15 protein-coding genes are annotated in these 16417 nt (G+C 66.2%); 11 read left to right on the forward strand and 4 right to left on the reverse strand.

Going from position 1 to position 16417, the window contains the following annotated elements; translation table 11 throughout:
- Nucleotides 1–103: 103 nt before the first annotated feature.
- Together ACSX1C_RS11015 and ACSX1C_RS11020 are read left to right on the forward strand one after the other, a co-directional pair.
- Nucleotides 104–316: a cold-shock protein gene (locus ACSX1C_RS11015; RefSeq protein ID WP_003298189.1), complete on the forward strand. Its 213-nt coding sequence runs from the start codon at nucleotides 104–106 to the stop codon at nucleotides 314–316.
- Between the two features lie 112 nt (nucleotides 317–428).
- The gene (locus ACSX1C_RS11020) at nucleotides 429–923 is read left to right on the forward strand and encodes an RDD family protein (RefSeq protein WP_439886168.1); all 495 of its coding nucleotides are present in this window, start codon (nucleotides 429–431) and stop codon (nucleotides 921–923) included.
- A 49-nt stretch (nucleotides 924–972) separates the two neighbouring features.
- On the opposite strand, the gene lptG is transcribed toward ACSX1C_RS11020, so the two are convergent.
- Both lptG and lptF read right to left on the reverse strand, forming a co-directional pair.
- Nucleotides 973–2034 carry an LPS export ABC transporter permease LptG gene (lptG, locus tag ACSX1C_RS11025; protein WP_439886169.1) on the reverse strand — a complete coding sequence of 354 codons (1062 nt, stop codon included), beginning with the start codon at nucleotides 2032–2034 and terminating at the stop codon, nucleotides 973–975.
- Entirely contained in the window at nucleotides 2027–3148 is a 1122-nt protein-coding gene (gene lptF / locus ACSX1C_RS11030; RefSeq protein ID WP_439886170.1) for an LPS export ABC transporter permease LptF, read from the reverse strand. Before lptF ends, lptG begins: the two co-directional genes overlap by 8 nt.
- A gap of 144 nt (nucleotides 3149–3292) precedes the next feature.
- On the opposite strand from lptF, the gene ACSX1C_RS11035 reads away from it, so the two are divergent.
- The 8 genes from ACSX1C_RS11035 to ACSX1C_RS11070 all read left to right on the forward strand — a co-directional run bounded on the left by ACSX1C_RS11035 (nucleotide 3293) and on the right by ACSX1C_RS11070 (nucleotide 12866).
- Complete coding sequence (locus ACSX1C_RS11035) at nucleotides 3293–4783, forward strand: leucyl aminopeptidase (RefSeq protein ID WP_439886171.1); 1491 nt, start codon at nucleotides 3293–3295, stop codon at nucleotides 4781–4783.
- Nucleotides 4784–4838: 55 nt separating this feature from the next.
- Nucleotides 4839–5258 (forward strand): DNA polymerase III subunit chi, encoded by a 420-nt coding sequence (locus tag ACSX1C_RS11040; protein ID WP_439886172.1) that lies wholly within the window; start codon nucleotides 4839–4841, stop codon nucleotides 5256–5258.
- A gap of 12 nt (nucleotides 5259–5270) precedes the next feature.
- The gene (locus tag ACSX1C_RS11045) at nucleotides 5271–5693 is read left to right on the forward strand and encodes a DNA polymerase III subunit chi (protein ID WP_439886173.1); all 423 of its coding nucleotides are present in this window, start codon (nucleotides 5271–5273) and stop codon (nucleotides 5691–5693) included.
- A 116-nt stretch (nucleotides 5694–5809) separates the two neighbouring features.
- Nucleotides 5810–8659, forward strand: a complete 2850-nt coding sequence (locus ACSX1C_RS11050; RefSeq protein WP_439886174.1) for a valine--tRNA ligase — start codon at nucleotides 5810–5812, stop codon at nucleotides 8657–8659.
- Between the two features lie 216 nt (nucleotides 8660–8875).
- Nucleotides 8876–10327, forward strand: coding sequence for a Na+/H+ antiporter NhaC (gene nhaC / locus ACSX1C_RS11055; RefSeq protein ID WP_439886175.1), 1452 nt, complete (start codon nucleotides 8876–8878; stop codon nucleotides 10325–10327).
- A 225-nt stretch (nucleotides 10328–10552) separates the two neighbouring features.
- Nucleotides 10553–11929, forward strand: a complete 1377-nt coding sequence (gene nhaD, locus ACSX1C_RS11060) for a sodium:proton antiporter NhaD (protein ID WP_439886176.1) — start codon at nucleotides 10553–10555, stop codon at nucleotides 11927–11929.
- A 60-nt stretch (nucleotides 11930–11989) separates the two neighbouring features.
- Nucleotides 11990–12286, forward strand: coding sequence for a winged helix-turn-helix domain-containing protein (locus ACSX1C_RS11065; protein ID WP_439886177.1), 297 nt, complete (start codon nucleotides 11990–11992; stop codon nucleotides 12284–12286).
- Nucleotides 12287–12299: 13 nt separating this feature from the next.
- Entirely contained in the window at nucleotides 12300–12866 is a 567-nt protein-coding gene (locus ACSX1C_RS11070) for a VTT domain-containing protein (protein ID WP_439886178.1), read from the forward strand.
- Between the two features lie 519 nt (nucleotides 12867–13385).
- Here ACSX1C_RS11070 and thiC read toward each other — a convergent pair.
- Nucleotides 13386–15293, reverse strand: a complete 1908-nt coding sequence (gene thiC, locus ACSX1C_RS11075) for a phosphomethylpyrimidine synthase ThiC (protein ID WP_439886179.1) — start codon at nucleotides 15291–15293, stop codon at nucleotides 13386–13388.
- 393 nt (nucleotides 15294–15686) lie between these two features.
- On the opposite strand from thiC, the gene ACSX1C_RS11080 reads away from it, so the two are divergent.
- A complete protein-coding gene (locus ACSX1C_RS11080) occupies nucleotides 15687–16076 on the forward strand; it encodes a DUF3461 family protein (protein ID WP_439886180.1) in 390 nt (129 codons plus the stop codon).
- A 7-nt stretch (nucleotides 16077–16083) separates the two neighbouring features.
- Here ACSX1C_RS11080 and ACSX1C_RS11085 read toward each other — a convergent pair whose 3' ends face one another.
- Complete coding sequence (locus ACSX1C_RS11085; RefSeq protein WP_439886181.1) at nucleotides 16084–16359, reverse strand: hypothetical protein; 276 nt, start codon at nucleotides 16357–16359, stop codon at nucleotides 16084–16086.
- Between the last annotated feature and the right edge of the window lie 58 nt (nucleotides 16360–16417).

The raw sequence follows: 16417 nt of genomic DNA on the forward strand, positions 1-16417 counted from the left end.
CAGATCCGCTACATCCCGCTCGACTTCTATTACTCTTTGCAACCAGTCTCAGTCCTCTATCATTTAGGGGCTGTCATCAACTCTAGTTTCAAGGAAATAAGACATGTCGAATCGTCAGAACGGTACCGTCAAGTGGTTTAACGACGAGAAAGGTTTTGGTTTTATCACTCCCGAGAGCGGTCCGGATCTGTTCGTGCACTTCCGCGCGATCGAAGGCAACGGCTTCAAGAGCCTGAAAGAAGGCCAGAAGGTCAGCTTCGTCGCCGTGCAAGGTCAAAAAGGCATGCAGGCCGACCAGGTTCAGATCCTGGGCTAATCGCCGCCGCTTTGAAGAACCCCTGATGCTGCATCAGGGGTTTTTTTATGCCTGAACGTAAGTAAAACCGTACCTTTAAGACAATACCGCACCATTGCCCGACGAGTCCGCCATGCCCAAACACCTGCTGCGCCCGCAGGGTGACTTCCCCGCCGCCGGCCTGCCCCGCCGCCTCGCGGCCCTGCTCTACGACTTCCTGCTGTGCATCGCCCTGCTGATAGTCGTGACCTTCGCCTACAAGCTCGCGCTCATGGGCTTCTACGGCGAGGCGCAGCTCAAGCGGCTCTCCGACGCCGGCGCCCTGGATGGCGACCCGCTGCTGTCGACCCTGCTGCTGCTCAGCCTGTTCGGCTTCTTCGCCAAGTTCTGGACCCACAACGGCCAGACCCTGGGCATGCAGGTCTGGGGCATCCGCATCCAGAATGCCGACGGCAGCGCCATCGACCTGTGGCAGGCGCTGCTGCGTTTTCTGGTCGCCATCGTTTCATGGCTGTGCCTCGGCCTGGGCTTCCTGTGGGTCCTCTGGGATAAGGAAAGGCGCAGCTGGCACGACATCTATTCCGCCAGCCGCACCGTGCAGCTGCCGAAGAACATCCACAAGAAGTAGCCCCACAGAAAAAAGCCGGCGCAAAGCCGGCTTTTTCGACGGCGTCCGGCTAGCCGGCGCGCCGCAGCAAGCCCAGCCCCGCCAGGGCGCAGACGCCCGCAGGCGCCAGCACGGCCAGCAGCGGCGAGAAGCCGAACACCAGACTCGACGGCCCCAGCAGATCCTGGGCGATGCTGAAGACGAAGCCCACCAGCACCCCGGTGAACACCCGCTGCCCCAGGGTCACCGAACGCAGCGGACCGAAGATGAAGGAAATCGCCATCAGCACCAGGGCCGCGGTCACCACCGGCTGCAACACCTTGGTCCAGAACGCCAGCCAGTACTGACCATTGTTCAGACCCTGCTCGGCCAGGTACTGGATGTAGCGCCACAGGCCGGTCACCGACAGCGCCTCGGGCTCCAGCACCACGGTGCCGAGCAGCTGCGGATTGAGCTCGACCTCCCAGCGCTCGCTCGGCGCCTCGACTACTTCCGTACTGCGCTCGCGGAAGTGCGTGGTGGCGACGTCGTCCAGCTGCCAGTGATCGCCCTGATACTGCGCGCGCCGGGCGAAGCTGGAGGACAGCAGGTGGCGCTGCTCGTCGAAGCGGTAACGGGTCACGCCGTACAGCACGCCGTTGGGCTGCACCGCATTGATATGCACGAACTCCTGGCCCTGGCGGTGCCACAGGCCGCGCTTGGCGCTCTGCGCCTCGCCGCCGCCCTGGGCCATGGCGCGATTGGCCTGGGCCAGGTTCTCGCTCCAGGGCGCCAGGTACTCGCCGATCAGGATGCCGACCAGCATCAGCACCAGCATCGGCTTCATCACCGCCCAGACAATGCGCCCGATCGACACGCCGGCGGCGCGCATCACGGTCAGCTCGCTGCTGCTGGCCAGGCTGCCCAGGCCGATCAGGCAGCCGATCAAGGCCGCCATCGGCAGCATCTCGTACACCCGCCGCGGCACGGTCAGGAAGACATACCAGGCCGCCTCGCCCAGACCGTAGCTGCCCTCCACATCGCCCAGCTCGTCGATGAAGGCGAACAGCAAGGCCAGGCCGACTATGATCCCCAGCACCGCCAGGATCGCGAACAACACCTGGATGCCGATGTACCTGTCCAGCTTAGCCACGGGCCACCTCCAACACGGCACGACGGCTCGCCCACTTCAGACGCAGCGGCTCCCAATAGAGCAACAGCAGACCTATCAACACGAATACCCCATGCACCCACCACAGCCCCAGTTCCAGGGGAATCTTGCCCTTGTCCAAAGCCCCGCGCGCGGCGATCAGCAGCGCCAGGTAGGCCATGTACAGCAGCACCGCCGGCAACAGCTTGAGGAATCGCCCCTGCCGCGGATTGACCCGGGACAGCGGCACCGCCAGCAGGGTGACCACGAACACCAGCAGCGGAATGGACAGGCGCCACTGCAACTCGGACTGCAGGCGCGCATTGTCGCTGCCGAACAGCTCCCGGGTCGGCACGGCCTCGCGCTCACTGACCTCGCCGCTGACCGAGGGTTTGGGCAGCAGCACGCCATAGGTGTCGTACTGGATCGCCCGATAGTCGGCCTGACCGGGATTGCCGTCGTAGCGATAGCCGTTCTCCAGAATCAGGTAGCGACTGCCGTCGGCCTGCAGTTCCTGGCGCCCGCTCTCCGCCACCAGCACGGTGATGCCGCGCTCCTTGCCGCCATCGCGGGAGAAGCGCTTCTCGGAGATGAAGATACCGCCCAGCTGACCGCGATCCTCGGACAGCTCCTGGGTGTAGGTCACCCGCGAACCGTCCTTCATGGCCTGAAAGCGCCCCGGCACCAGGGTATCGAACTCGGTCAGGGCCTCCTGCTCGTTGAGGATGCGCATCTGCCCGGCCACGCCCTGGGGCGCCAGCCCCAGGCTCAGCCAGGCCACCAGCAGCGCTACCAGCAGCGCCGGCGCCAGGCTGTAGACCAGCAGGCGCTGCTGACTCATGCCGGTGGCCGACAGCACGGTCATCTCGCTGTCCAGGTAGAGCCGTCCGTAGGCCAGCAGGATGCCGAGGAACAGCCCCAGCGGCAGGATCAGCTGGAGGAAACCCGGCAGGCGAAAGCCCATGATCAGGAACAGCACCCCCGGGTCCAGCAGGCCTTGCGCCGCCTGCGCCAGGTACTTGATAAAACGGCCACTCATGATGATCACCAGCAGCACGGCACTTACCGCACTCAGGGTGACCAAGACCTCACGGGATAGATAACGGAAGACGATCAAACCAGACACTCCAGGGTTGTCAGGCTCAGGCGGCTACGCTCAAACTAGCCGCACTGCATGCCGGCTCGCCCACGGACGAACCACCGAAAAAATAGCCGGCATTATCCTGCAATACCGACTTCTTGTCTTGGGGACACTTACGCCATGGAATTTCTCGCCAAAAGCGCTCGCCCGGAAACCCTGAAAACCGCCACCCTGGTTATCGCCGTCGGCGAGGGACGCAAGCTCGGTGAAACGGCGACCGCTGTCGACAACGCCTGCTCCGGTGCGATCAGCGCCCTGCTCAAGCGCGGCGACCTGGCCGGCAAACTCGGCCAGACCCTGCTGGCACACAACCTGGCCGGCCTCAAGGCCGAGCGCGTGCTGCTGGTCGGCAGCGGCAAGGACGCCGAGCTGTCCGACCGCCAACTGCGCAAATTGATCGGCGCCGCCCACGCCGTGCTCAAGGGCCTCGGCGGCGGCGACGCGGTGCTAGCGCTGCAGGACCTGGGCGTCAAGGGCCGCGACGCCTACGGCAAGACCCGTTTAATCGTAGAGACCCTGGCCGACGGCGACTACCAGTTCGATCGTTTCAAGAGCCAGAAGGCCGAACCCCGCGCCCTGAAGAAGCTGACCCTGAGCTGCGACAAGGCCGACCTGGCGGATGTCGAGCGTGCCGCCCGGCATGCCCAGGCCATCGCCGCCGGCATGGCCTTCACCAAGGACCTGGGCAACCTGCCACCGAACCTGTGCCACCCCAGCTACCTGGCCGAGGAGGCCAAGGGCCTGGCCAAGGCGTACAAGAACCTCAAGGTCGAGGTTCTCGACGAGAAGAAGCTCAAGGAGCTCGGCGCCGGGGCCTTCCTCGCCGTGGCCCAGGGCAGCGAGCAACCGCCGCGGATGATCGTGCTCAACTACCAGGGCGGCAAGAAGACCGACAAACCCTTCGCCCTGGTCGGCAAGGGTATCACCTTCGACACCGGCGGCATCAGCATCAAGCCGGCGGCCGGCATGGACGAGATGAAGTACGACATGTGCGGCGCCGCCAGCGTGTTCGGCACCCTCAAGGCCGTGCTCGAGCTGCAGCTGCCGATCAACCTGGTGTGCCTGCTGGCCTGCGCCGAGAACATGCCCAGCGGTCGCGCCACCCGCCCCGGCGACATCGTCACCAGCATGAGCGGACAGACCGTGGAGATCCTCAACACCGACGCCGAAGGCCGCCTGGTGCTGTGCGACACCCTGACCTACGCCGAACGCTTCAAGCCCCAGGCGGTGATCGACATCGCCACCCTCACCGGCGCCTGCATCGTCGCCCTGGGCAGCAACGCCTCGGGCCTGATGGGCAACGACGACGAGCTGATCCAGCAACTGCTGGCCGCCGGCCAGAACGCCGACGACCGCGCCTGGCAGCTGCCGCTGTTCGATGAGTACCAGGAGCAGCTGGACAGCCCCTTCGCCGACATCGCCAACATCGGCGGCCCCAAGGCCGGCACCATCACCGCCGGCTGCTTCCTCTCGCGCTTCGCCAAGAAGTACCACTGGGCCCACCTGGACATCGCCGGCACCGCCTGGATCAGCGGCGGCAAGGAAAAAGGCGCCACCGGTCGCCCGGTGCCGCTGCTGACCCAGTACCTGCTCGATCGTAGCCAGGCGTAACCTGTGCCGGGGTGCCCCCTCACCCCGGCCACTCCAGCACCTCGTCGAAGTCGCCATGCCCCGAATAGAGTTCTACGTCCTCTCCTCCGCCACCCCGGGCGAGCGCCTGCGCGCCGCCTGCCAGCTGGCGATGAAGGCCTGGCGCGCCGGCCTGCCGGTGTTCCTGCGCGCCACCGACTCGGCGCAGTGCGCCGAGTTGGACGAGCTGCTGTGGCGCTTCAAGGCGGAGACCTTCGTCCCCCACGACCTGCACCAGGACGACCCGCACGCCCCGGTGGTGATCGGCCTGGACGAGCAACCGGCCGCCGAGCAGGGCGTGCTGATCAACCTGAGCCCGAGCCTGTCGCCCTTCATCGAGCGTTTCAGCCGGATCATCGAGATCGTCAACCAGGAGCCGGACCTGTTGACCGCCTGCCGGGAGAATTTCCGCAGCTACCGCCAGCGCGGCTATGATCCGCAACGAGTCGAGCTCTAAGCGCCGCACGCCATGGACAAACCCAAACCACCGCAGAAACCCACGCAACTGCTGAACGACCTGGAGTCGATCCGCGAACTGCTGGACGAGCAGGACCTCGAGCCGCCATTGCTGGTCGACGCCCTCGACCCCGACGCCATTCCCGTGCTCTCCGATATCGTCAGCGCACCGCCCACCCCCGCACCGGCGCCCGCCCCCAGCTACCGTCCCGCGGTTGCCGAGCCGGCCCCCACAGCCGGACTGCGCAACATCCTGGAGCAAGCAGTACAGCGTGACAGCGGCGCCGAGCTGAAGAAGCTCGACAACGAACTGCGTGCCGCCGCCCAGCTGATCCTGCAGGATGTCATCGACGACTTCGTGCCGCAGATCGAGGCCGAACTGAAACGCCGCCTGGAGGCGCGCCTGACCCGCCTGCTGCCGCCGCGCCGCAACTAGGGCGCAACCAGCCACCCCACCAGTCAGCTTCCCGGCGCCCGACCTTACGCCTGGCGCGGCTTCCCCGTTATACTTGTCGGCTTTTCCGATCAGCCGTCATAAGGGTCCCGCCGCGCATGGACAAGACCTACCAGCCGCACGCCATTGAAACCGCCCTGTACCGGAACTGGGAGGCGAACAACTACTTCGCCCCCCAGGGCTCGGGCGAGCCCTACACCATCATGATCCCGCCGCCGAACGTCACCGGCAGCCTGCACATGGGCCATGGTTTCAACAACTCGATCATGGACGCGCTGATCCGTTTCCGTCGCATGCAGGGGCGCAACACCCTGTGGCAACCGGGCACCGACCACGCCGGCATCGCCACCCAGATGGTGGTCGAGCGCCAGCTGGCCGCCGACGGCATCAGCCGCCACGACCTGGGCCGGGAGAAGTTCCTGGAGAAGGTCTGGGAGTGGAAGGAACAGTCCGGCGGCACCATCACCCGGCAGATCCGCCGCCTGGGCAGCTCGGTGGACTGGTCGCGCGAGCGCTTCACCATGGACGAGGGCCTGTCGGAGGCGGTCAAGGAAGCCTTCGTGCGCCTGCACGAGGACGGCCTGATCTACCGCGGCAAGCGCCTGGTCAACTGGGACACCAAGTTCCACACCGCCATCTCCGACCTGGAGGTGGAGAACCACGACGAGAAGGGCTCGCTGTGGAATTTGCGCTATCCCCTGGCCGACGGCCACAGCACCGCCGACGGCAAGAACTACCTGATCGTCGCCACCACTCGCCCGGAGACCATGCTGGGTGACGCCGCGGTGGCCGTGCACCCCGAGGACAAGCGCTACAAGGCGCTGATCGGCACCTACGTCGAGCTGCCCCTGGTCGGCCGGCGCATCCCCATCATCGCCGACGACTACTGCGACCCCGAGTTCGGCACCGGCTGCGTGAAGATCACCCCGGCCCACGACTTCAACGACTACGAAGTGGGCAAGCGCCACAACCTGCCGCTGATCAACATCTTCGACAAGAACGCCGCGGTGCTGGCCAGCGCCCAGGTGTTCAACCTGGACGGCAGCGTCAACGCCGAGCTCGACACCGCCCTGCCGGCGGACTACGCCGGCCTCGACCGCTTCGAGGCGCGCCAGCGCATCGTCGCCGCCTTCGAGGCCGCGGGCCTGTTGGAGAAGATCGACGAGCACGCGCTGAAGGTGCCCAAGGGCGACCGTTCCGGCACCGTGATCGAGCCCTGGCTCACCGACCAGTGGTACGTCTCCACCAAGCCCCTGGCCGAGCCGGCGATCAAGGCCGTGGAAGACGGCTCGATCCAGTTCGTGCCCAAGCAGTACGAGAACATGTACTTCAGCTGGATGCGCGACATCCAGGACTGGTGCATCAGCCGCCAGCTGTGGTGGGGCCACCGCATTCCGGCCTGGTACGACGAGGCCGGCAACGTCTTTGTGGGCCGCGACGAGGCCGAGGTGCGGGCCAAGCACAACCTGGGCGAGCGACCGCTGCGCCAGGACGAGGACGTGCTCGACACCTGGTTCAGCTCCGGCCTGTGGACCTTCTCCACCCTCGGCTGGCCGCAGCAGACCGAGGCGCTGAAGACCTTCCACCCCACCGATGTGCTGGTCACCGGCTTCGACATCATCTTCTTCTGGGTCGCGCGCATGATCATGCTGACCCTGCACCTGGTGAAGAACGCCGACGGCAGCGCCCAGGTGCCGTTCAAGACCGTCTACGTCCATGGCCTGGTGCGCGACAGCCAGGGCCACAAGATGTCCAAGTCCAAGGGCAACGTCCTCGACCCGCTGGACATAGTCGACGGCATCGACCTGGAGGCCCTGGTGGCCAAGCGCACCAGCGGCATGATGCAGCCCAAGCTGGCGGAGAAGATCGCCAAGCAGACCCGCGCCGAGTTCCCCGAGGGCATCGCCGCCTACGGCACCGACGCCCTGCGCTTCACCAACCTGGCGCTGGCCTCCACCGGCCGCGACATCAAGTTCGACATGGGCCGGGTCGAGGGCTACCGCAACTTCTGCAACAAGATCTGGAACGCCGCCAACTTCGTCATCGAGAACACCGACGGCCAGGACACCGGGGTGAACGACGAGCCGGTGGAACTGTCCTCCGTGGACCGCTGGATCATCTCCGCCCTGCAGCGCACCGAGGCCGAGGTCACCCGCCACCTGGACGCCTTCCGCTTCGACATGGCCGCCCAGGCCCTGTACGAGTTCATCTGGGACGAGTACTGCGCCTGGTACCTGGAGCTGGTCAAGCCGGTGCTGTGGGACGAGCAGGCGCCGATCGAGCGCCAGCGCGGCACCCGCCGCACCCTGATCCGCGTGCTGGAAGTGGCGCTGCGCCTGGCCCACCCCTTCATGCCCTTCATCACCGAGGAAATCTGGCAGCGCATCAAGGCCCAGGCCGGCGCCAGCGGCGCCACCCTGATGCTGCAACCCTGGCCGGTGGCCAACGAGAGCCGTATCGACGCCGCCGCCGAAGGCGACATCGAGTGGGTCAAGGCGCTGATGCTGGGCCTGCGCCAGATCCGCGGCGAGATGAAGATCTCCATGGCCAAGCGCATCGACGTGGTGCTGAACAACGCCAGCGAGCTGGACCAGCGTCGCCTGGCCGACAACCTGCCGCTGCTCAACAAGCTGGCCAAGCTGGAGTCGGTGCGGGTGCTGGCGGCCGGCGAGGAAGCGCCGATGTCCGCCACCGCCCTGGTCGGCGAGATGGAAGTGCTGGTGCCGATGGCCGGGCTGATCGACAAGGCCGCCGAACTGGCGCGCCTGGACAAGGAGATCGCCCGCCTGGACGGCGAGGTCAAGCGGGTCGGCGGCAAGCTGAGCAATGCCGGCTTCGTCGCCAAGGCCCCGGCCGAGGTGCTGGACAAGGAGCGCGCCAAGCTGGCCGAGGCCGAGCAGGCCCTGGCCAAGCTGGCCGAACAGCGCGCCCGCATCGCCAGCCTCTAACAGGCCGTTGAGAAACGTAGGCGAGGCAGGCAAGACAAGGCAAAAGCGGCCGAAAAGCGGAGTTTACGTGCTGTAAATGAGCATTTTGAGGCCGTTTTTAACGCAGTATTGCCAACGTAGGTAGTTTTTCAACGGCCTGCTAACCCTTCCGCAAGCCCCCCCACGGGGCCCGCTGCCAGCACCGGCACGGGCCCCGTGCTTTTACCGGTACCCGTCATGACCACCCCACGCTCCCCCTCCCTGCTCGATGCCCTGCTGCCGATTGGCGTGCTGGTGGTATTGCTGAGCCTGTCCGTCTACCTCTATGGCGACGCCTCCTCCAGCGGGCCGAACCAGATCGCCCTGATGTGCGCCGCCTTCGTCGCCGGCCTGGTCGGCCTGAAGAACGGTCTGCGCTGGGCGCAGATCGAGGACGGCATCCTCGCCGGCATCCAGATGGCGATGAAGGCCAACCTGATCCTCCTGGCGGTCGGCGCCCTGATCGGCACCTGGATTCTCGCCGGCACCGTGCCGACCATGATCTGGCTCGGCCTCAAGCTGATCTCGGCCGAGTATTTCTACGCCACCAGTTGCCTGATCTGCGCCTTCACCGCCCTGTCGATCGGCAGCTCCTGGACGGTGGCCGGGACCCTCGGCATCGGCCTGATGGGGGTCGCCGCCGGCCTCGGCCTGGACCCGGCGATCACCGCCGGGGCGATCATCTCCGGCGCCTATTTCGGCGACAAGCTGTCGCCCCTGTCGGACACCACCAACCTGGCACCGGCCGCGGCCGGCGCGGAGCTGTTCGCCCACATCCGCCTGATGGCGCGCACCTCGGTGCCGGCCCTGTTGCTGGCCCTGGCGCTGTTCTTCGGCCTCGGCCAGCAGGCCGGCGGCGAGCAGGACACCGCGCGCATCGCCGCGGTGCTGCCGGCGCTGGAAGGCCAGTTCGAACTGGGCTGGCACCTGCTGCTGCCGGTGGCCCTGCTGCTGTTCCTGGCGGTGCGCCAATGGGCGGCCTTCCCCTCGGTGTTTCTCGGCGCCCTGGTCGGCGCGCTGTTCGCGCTGCTGTTCCAGCCGGAGGTGATGAGCCGCCTGGCCGACCCTGCCGCCGGCGCCCTGGCGCCGCTGAAGACGGTGTGGAGTGCACTGTTCGCCGGCTACCAGTCCAGCAGCGGCAACGAGGCCCTGGACGGCCTGCTGTCCAAGGGCGGCATGGCCAGCATGCTCACCACCATCTGGCTGATCATCTGCGCCATGTGCTTCGGCGGCGTGCTGGAGCGCCTCGGCCTGCTGCAGCGCCTGCTGCACAGCACCCTGCACCTGGCCAGGAGCACCAGCAGCCTGATCGCCTGTACCATCACCACCACCATCGGCACCAACGTCATCACCGCCGACCAGTACATCGCCCTGGTCCTGCCCGGGCGCATGTACCGGGCGGAGTACGAGAAGCGCGGCCTGGCCCCCGTGACCCTGTCGCGGGCCCTGGAAGACGGCGGTACCCTGACCTCGGTGCTGATCCCCTGGAACACCTGCGGCGCCTATATGGCGGCGACGCTCGGGGTGGCGACCCTCAGCTACCTGCCCTTCTGCTTCTTCAACCTGATCATGCCGCTGCTGGCCCTGAGCCTGGCCTTCATCGCGCCGCCGCAACCACTCTCCGGCGAGGCGCAGCCAGCCGGCGCCTGATCGCCCGCGCAGCCCCCGGAAAACCCGCACGCCACGGGGGCTGCATGCGGACTCGCAAGTCAGAATTCGTCTAGAAAGAGCGAGCGAAAGCAGCTTTAGCCCGTAATTACCCTCCCAATTCCCGGCCAAATCAGGCATCTTCTCCGGCGCATCAAGAGCCTCTGGCACTTTTCCGCCCGGAAAAAGCACTCCCAATAAGAAAAGCCCTGAACTGGAATTCTGATCATGTATGCGTTAATGGCGTTGATTTTCGTCCTCGGTTACCTCTGTATCGCCCTCGAACACCCGCTGAAGATCGACAAGGCCGCCTCGGCCATCCTCACCGCGGTGCTCTGCTGGACGCTTCTGGTGCTCGGCGCCGATGCCATCCTGCCGCTGATCGGCCACGGCACCTCGGGGGCGGCGGACAACGGCCAGCACGTGGTCGAGGAACTGCGCCACCATCTCGGCGAAATCTCCGAGATCCTGTTCTTCCTCATGGGCGCCATGACCATAGTCGAGCTGATCGACGCCCACGAGGGCTTCAAGGTCATCACCGACCGCATCCGCACCAACAAGCGTGTGACCCTGCTGTGGATGGTGGCGCTGATCACCTTCTTCCTCTCCGCCGCCCTGGACAACCTGACCACCACCATCGTCATGGTCTCGCTGCTGCGCAAGCTGGTGGCCGAGCAGAAGGAGCGCTGGTTCTACGCCGGCATCGTGGTGATCGCCGCCAACGCCGGCGGCGCCTGGTCGCCGATCGGCGACGTCACCACCACCATGCTGTGGATCGGCAACCAGATCACCGCCAGCGGCATCGTGGTCAAGCTGATCGTGCCGAGCCTGGTGTGCCTTCTGGTGCCGCTGCTGATCCTCACCTTCACCATGAAGGGCGAGATCCACCGCCCACAGCTGACGGTACTGGAGGAAGAACGCCGCGACCCGACCACCCCGTTCGAACGCAACCTGGTGTTCATCCTCGGCATCGCCGCCCTGGTGTTCGTGCCGATCTTCAAGACCGTCACCCACCTGCCGCCCTACATGGGCATCCTCCTCGGCCTGGGCGTGCTCTGGGTGGTCACCGAGGTGATCCACCGCGGCAAGAACGACGAGGACAAGCACCCGCTCTCGGTGGTCGGCGTGTTGCGCCGCATCGACACCACCAGCGTGCTGTTCTTCCTCGGCATCCTGCTGGCGGTCTCCAGCCTGGCCAGCGCCGGCCACCTGACCCAGGTCGCGCTGCTGCTGCGCGAGGGCTTCGGCGACATCTACGCGATCAACATCGCCATCGGCCTGCTCTCGGCGGTGGTGGACAACGTGCCACTGGTGGCCGGCGCCATGAAGATGTACCCACTGATCAGCCCCGCGGAACTGGCCGTCGCCACCACCGAAGCCGAGTGGCTGAGCAACTTCCAGGTCGATGGCACCTTCTGGGAAATGCTCGCCTACTGCGCCGGCACCGGCGGCAGCTGCCTGATCATCGGCTCCGCCGCCGGCGTGGCGGCCATGGGCATGGAAAAGATCAACTTCGTCTGGTACCTGAAGAAGATCAGCTGGCTGGCCTTCATCGGCTACATGGCCGGCGCAGCCACCTATATCGGCATCGTCAGCCTGGGCTGAGGCCGGTTTGCGCTGCGCCGCAGGGCGTAGCGCCCCCCCTGACAGCAGGAGCACGACGGGATGGACGTGAGCAAGACCAAGACCAGCTTCTACCGCCGCCTCTATGTGGCCTGGCTGATCGACAGCGGCGCCGCCCGCAGCGTGCCGGCGCTGATGGCCGCCACCGGCATGCCGCGGCGCACCGCCCAGGACACCCTGGCCGCCCTGGCCGACCTGGACATCGACTGCGCCTTCGTCCAGCAGCCGGGCGAACGCAACAACGCCGGGCACTACGAAATCCGCGGCTGGGGCGCCATCGACCCGGGCTGGATCGCCCGCCACCAGTCGCGGATCAAGGCCATACTGGGCTACCCCTGAAGCGGAGGCCTCGATGCGCAGCTCCCACCGTCTGCTGCTGGTGATCCTGTTCCTGCTGGCGCTGTTCCTGCTGTTCGAACTGCTCGGCATCCGTGCCCAGTTCAGCCTGGAGTGGCTGCAGGACCTGATCCTGATGCACCCGGTCGCCGGCCTGCTGCTGTTCGTCCTGCTGTTCGCCCTGGGCAATCTGATCCAGATTCCCGGCTGGCTGTTCCTCGCCGCCGCGGTGCTGGCCCTGGGCCGCCTGTACGGCGGCCTGGCCACCTACCTGGCCGCCTGCCTCTCCTGCATCTTCACCTTCTTCACCATCCGCTACCTGGGCGGCAACGCCCTGCGCGAACTGGACAGTCGCCTGGCCAGACGCCTGCTGGCCGGCCTCGACCGTCACCCGCTGGCCAGCATCGTCACCCTGCGCATGCTGTTCCAGACCGTGCCGGCACTGAACTACAGCCTCGCCCTGTCCGGCGTGCGCTTTCGCCACTACCTGCTCGGCACCCTGCTCGGCCTGCCACTGCCCATCGCCCTGTATTGCCTGTTCTTCGATTACCTGGCGATGTGGCTGAATATCGCTAACGGCTAGGCGCATGGCCGTGGCGATGCGCAACGCAGTCGAAGCCGGCAGGCCCAGCCTGTCGTAGTTGTGAACGCGTCCCTGCCACGAGTGGAAATCACCGCCCCCATAAACACCTCGCAGCCCATGGCCGCGACGACGCAAAAGTTCTTCCCGGCCTGCGGCAATCGCAAGCCACTCTTGGAGTGAATGTTGTCGGCATGGCGGTTGCCGATGGGCTGGAGAACGACGACCGTCTTCAATGATGCGGACGGTGAGCGACGACCTGTAGGCCGTTAGGTCCCCTCGGGAGGGGCCGATCATGCCCAGCTTGCCGGCACACCGAGATTGCCCGGAGTTCGGGTCGATCACCGCCGGCACATCGCCCTGCTCATGCTTGGGGTGCCAGTAGAGCCTCCAGTCATCGGACTTGCCGTTTTGCAGTTCATGCTCGATCGCGCCAAGTCACGTCAGCCAGGCGGCCAGCGCAAAAAAAGACGGGCCCGAAGGCCCGTTCCGTTCAATTCTTCAGCAGTTCTGACCCGTTGCTCACACCTTGTGATAGAGCTGCGCGCCCTGCGCCTTGAACTCCTCGGCCTTGGCCTGCATGCCCTGCTCGACCTCTAGGTCGACCGCGGCGATGCGTTGCTCCTCAGCATAGACCCGCACCTCCTGGGTGATCTTCATCGAGCAGAACTTCGGCCCGCACATGGAGCAGAAGTGCGCCACCTTGGCCGAGTCCTTCGGCAGCGTCTCGTCGTGGTAGCTGCGCGCCGTGTCCGGGTCCAGGCCCAGGTTGAACTGGTCCTCCCAGCGGAACTCGAAACGCGCCTTGCTCAAGGCATTATCGCGAATCTGCGCCCCCGGGTGGCCTTTGGCAAGGTCGGCGGCGTGGGCGGCGATCTTGTAGGTGATGATGCCGGTCTTGACGTCGTCCTTGTTCGGCAGCCCCAGGTGCTCCTTGGGGGTAACGTAGCAGAGCATGGCGCAGCCGAACCAACCGATCATCGCCGCGCCGATGCCCGAGGTGATGTGGTCGTAGCCCGGGGCGATGTCGGTGGTCAGCGGGCCGAGGGTGTAGAACGGCGCCTCGTCGCAGCATTCCAGCTGCTTGTCCATGTTCTCCTTGATCAGCTGCATCGGCACGTGGCCGGGGCCCTCGATCATCACCTGCACGTCGTGCTTCCAGGCGATCTTGGTCAGCTCGCCGAGGGTTTCCAGTTCGCCGAACTGGGCCTCGTCGTTGGCATCGGCAATCGACCCGGGACGCAGGCCGTCGCCCAGCGAGAAGCTGACGTCGTAGGCCTTCATGATCTCGCAGATTTCCTCGAAGTGGGTGTAGAGGAAATTCTCCTTGTGGTGCGCCAGGCACCACTTGGCCATGATCGAGCCGCCGCGCGAGACGATGCCGGTGACGCGCTTGGCGGTCAGCGGCACGTAGCGCAGCAACACGCCGGCGTGGATGGTGAAGTAGTCCACGCCCTGCTCGGCCTGCTCGATCAGGGTGTCGCGGAACAGCTCCCAGGTCAGGTCCTCGGCCACGCCGCCGACCTTCTCCAGGGCCTGGTAGATCGGCACCGTGCCGATCGGCACCGGCGAGTTGCGGATGATCCACTCGCGGGTCTCGTGGATGTGCTTGCCGGTGGACAGGTCCATGACGGTGTCCGAACCCCAGCGGATGCCCCAGGTCAGCTTGGCCACTTCCTCCTCGATGGAGGAGCCCAGCGCCGAGTTGCCGATGTTGCCGTTGATCTTCACCAGGAAGTTGCGGCCGATGATCATCGGCTCCAGCTCCACGTGGTTGATGTTGGCCGGGATGATGGCTCGGCCGCGGGCGATCTCCTCGCGGACGAACTCCGGGGTGATCTCCTTGGGGATGTTGGCGCCGAAGCTGTGGCCGGCGTGCTGCTGGTCGAGCAGGCCGGCGGCGCGGGCTTCCTGCAGCTTCATGTTCTCGCGGATGGCGACGTATTCCATCTCCGGAGTGATGATGCCCTGGCGCGCATAGTGCATCTGGCTGACGTTCTGGCCGGCCTTGGCGCGGCGCGGGTTGCGCACGTGGGCGAAGCGCATGGCGGTCAGCTCGGGGTTGCTCAGGCGCTCCTGACCGAAGCTGGAGCTCAGCCCGGCGAGCAGCTCGGTGTCGCCGCGGTCCTCGATCCAGGCGCTGCGCACGTCGGCCAGGCCCTGGCGCACGTCGATGCTGACGTTCGGGTCGGTGTAGGGGCCGGAGGTGTCGTAGACCAGCACCGGCGCGTTGACCTCGCCACCGAAATCGGTGGGGGTCACGTCCAGGCTGATCTCGCGCATCGGCACGCGGATGTCCGGGCGCGAACCCTGTACGTAGACCTTGCGCGAGCGGGGGAAGGGCTGGATCGACTGCTGGTCGACCTGGGCCGATTCGCTCAAGACCGGGCTGAGACTCTTATGGCCAAGCGACACGGAACTCTGACTCATGGAGGACTCCTGAAAGAAAAAATTGAAGGACGTTGCGTAAGTGAAAGGGAAAAACCTTAGCCGCGGGCGCTGCCGCGCCCCAGAGCCAGTGGCGCCAGACTCACTGATCCAGTGCCGGCAGCTGCCGGCGCCTGGCCCCATTGCGCGGCCGCCCCTGGTCCTTGGCGGCCGCCCCCGGCTGGCTAAACTGCGCGCACCTCTCGCTCGACGAGAGTGGCCTCCTCGCCTCGGTCCCGCCTGCCGCCTCGCGCCAGCGCCCAACGACCGAGGCCTGAACAACAATAACAATCCCGCCAGACCGCCCCGCGACCGCCCCAAGGTCGCCGCGGCCGTCTGCCGTCTATGCGCCACAGGAGCCCGACAACCCAACAGAACCACAGACGAGAGACCCGCATGACCGAATTCGCCACCCTCAAGGAAATGGGCATCAGCTCCTTCGAACTCATCTCCCGCTTCAGCCTGCGCCGCGAGCACGACCGCGACGTGCTCAAGGTCTACTACCTGCGCCCCGCCACCTCGCTGCGACCGCACAGCCAGAAGTTCACCTTCGCCCGTCCGCGCCAGGCCATTCCCGGGCAGAGCCGCCACAGTCAGGCCTGGCAGCAGCTGAGCGACTGCAGCCCGATGCTGCAGAAGGCCCTGGACGAGCTCAAGCAGCTGACCGGCAGCAGCGAGCACGCGCTGTCCCCCAAGCAGGAGCTGCTGCAGGATCTGCGGCACCTGGAGAAGGTGGTCGAAGCCAAGCTCGCCGAGATCCGCGAGAAGATCGAGCGCCTCGCCTGAGGCGCCCTCAGGCGCCGGCCGCGGCGGCCTGCTGCTGCATCAGGCTGGCCATCTTGCGGCCGAACAGCTGCGCCAGGGCCTCGGAATCGCCGCCGGCCTCGTCCAGGGCCTCGACCACCGCCTGCAGGGTCGGCCGGGTCTTGGCCAGCAGCTCGCCGACATACAGCTCCGGCGTGATCCGGGTGTGCGCCTCGTAGCGGCGGAACAGTGCCGCCAGCTCCGGGTCCAGCTTGATCGTCAGCCCATCTGTTGCCATCTCGTCGACCTCCGGGGGAATGAACATCTGGCCCCATCCTTAGCCGCCAGCGGCCAGGACCATAGAGCCAGTTTTTCCCCGGGCA

It is taken from the genome of Pseudomonas sp. MBLB4123, from assembly GCF_051904775.1.
Lineage (GTDB): Bacteria > Pseudomonadota > Gammaproteobacteria > Pseudomonadales > Pseudomonadaceae > Aquipseudomonas > Aquipseudomonas benzenivorans_B.

Bases quoted from the DNA above. Each gene is read 5' to 3' on its own strand.
- ACSX1C_RS11085 (WP_439886181.1), bottom strand. From the start codon at position 16,359: ATGTTCATTCCCCCGGAGGTCGACGAGATGGCAACAGATGGGCTGACG.
- thiC (WP_439886179.1), bottom strand. From the start codon at position 15,293: ATGAGTCAGAGTTCCGTGTCGCTTGGCCATAAGAGTCTCAGCCCGGTC.
- ACSX1C_RS11070 (WP_439886178.1), top strand. From the start codon at position 12,300: ATGCGCAGCTCCCACCGTCTGCTGCTGGTGATCCTGTTCCTGCTGGCG.
- ACSX1C_RS11045 (WP_439886173.1), top strand. From the start codon at position 5,271: ATGGACAAACCCAAACCACCGCAGAAACCCACGCAACTGCTGAACGAC.
- ACSX1C_RS11035 (WP_439886171.1), top strand. From the start codon at position 3,293: ATGGAATTTCTCGCCAAAAGCGCTCGCCCGGAAACCCTGAAAACCGCC.
- ACSX1C_RS11020 (WP_439886168.1), top strand. From the start codon at position 429: ATGCCCAAACACCTGCTGCGCCCGCAGGGTGACTTCCCCGCCGCCGGC.
- ACSX1C_RS11015 (WP_003298189.1), top strand. From the start codon at position 104: ATGTCGAATCGTCAGAACGGTACCGTCAAGTGGTTTAACGACGAGAAA.
- ACSX1C_RS11080 (WP_439886180.1), top strand. From the start codon at position 15,687: ATGACCGAATTCGCCACCCTCAAGGAAATGGGCATCAGCTCCTTCGAA.
- ACSX1C_RS11050 (WP_439886174.1), top strand. From the start codon at position 5,810: ATGGACAAGACCTACCAGCCGCACGCCATTGAAACCGCCCTGTACCGG.
- ACSX1C_RS11065 (WP_439886177.1), top strand. From the start codon at position 11,990: ATGGACGTGAGCAAGACCAAGACCAGCTTCTACCGCCGCCTCTATGTG.
- ACSX1C_RS11040 (WP_439886172.1), top strand. From the start codon at position 4,839: ATGCCCCGAATAGAGTTCTACGTCCTCTCCTCCGCCACCCCGGGCGAG.
- nhaC (WP_439886175.1), top strand. From the start codon at position 8,876: ATGACCACCCCACGCTCCCCCTCCCTGCTCGATGCCCTGCTGCCGATT.
- nhaD (WP_439886176.1), top strand. From the start codon at position 10,553: ATGTATGCGTTAATGGCGTTGATTTTCGTCCTCGGTTACCTCTGTATC.